This is a genomic window from Dysgonomonas termitidis (assembly GCF_042654545.1).
In the GTDB taxonomy this organism is placed as follows: Bacteria; Bacteroidota; Bacteroidia; order Bacteroidales; family Dysgonomonadaceae; genus Dysgonomonas; species Dysgonomonas termitidis.
Genome location: NZ_JBHSGN010000130.1, coordinates 1 through 938 on the forward strand (window position 1 = coordinate 1; position 938 = coordinate 938).

Annotated in this window: 1 pseudogene; it reads right to left on the reverse strand. The window is 50.2% G+C overall.

The features are described from left to right. Positions 1–238 precede the first annotated feature (238 nt). Positions 239–817, reverse strand: a pseudogene (locus tag ACFO6W_RS21695) (IS66 family transposase); the annotation flags it as partial. Positions 818–938: the final 121 nt, after the last annotated feature.

The following is a 938-nucleotide window of genomic DNA, read 5'->3' on the forward strand; positions in this document are numbered from 1 at the left end:
CCATTGTCAACGACCGTTTGTGCAACGACTTTACCTGGCAGGATAAGGACTTGTTACGGCTATTGATCGAACGCGCCCTGATGGATGGTAAGCGACCGCTCAACCACGTTATTTTAGTGAGCAAAATTACAAAGTATCAATCCGGTATATACCGAAGGGTTCCATCCCATTGGTTTATACCGGATTTTTATAGAACTGCTGAATGGTGTCTGATTTGTCGGGCCAGTCTCGGGACTGTCTATGGAAAGTCCGGGGACATTCCCGGGATTGCCGGCAGATTGTCTGAACTTTGCCTGCATCCTCTCCACTGGCCGGGAAGTAGCTGCTCCAGATTTTCCCCCGATTTTGGGGCAAGGTAATAAGGCAGTTTGGCGATGACGTCATTGAGCCATTCGCGGGGGTTGATACCATGTTCTTTGCAGGAGCCGAGCAGGGAGCAGATAATGGCCGTGCTTTCGGCGGCTTCCTGATTCCCGCAGAACAGCATATTTTTTCTGGTCAAAACCATGGGACGCAGTGCATTTTCACACCGGTTATTATCGATCATGATTCTCCCGTCATAGAGGTAGGGCCTCATTCTTGGCACCAATGGATAAGCGTAAGCAATCGCTTTTCCCATAAGACTGCGTTTGAGCACCTTGGGATAAGTGGTTTTGAGCCAGAGTTCGAAGCTGTCGAGTATAGGTTTTGCCAGGCGCTGGCGCAGTTCGGCACATTTTTCGTATGTGAGCTCCTGTTCACCGGCCATGTGTTCCACATTGTACAGGTCCTGTATCAGCTTAAGCCCCTGCATGGCATGCTCCCTGTCTTCCTCCATGCAAGGTAATAGTTCGGGTAACCGCGTCTTGCAAAGCCGTACGCGAGTTCTTACCTTTGAGGAAAAAACCTATGGAAACGAACGATTATGTGCGAGGAGTGGCGTTGAGCGAAGCCGAAGG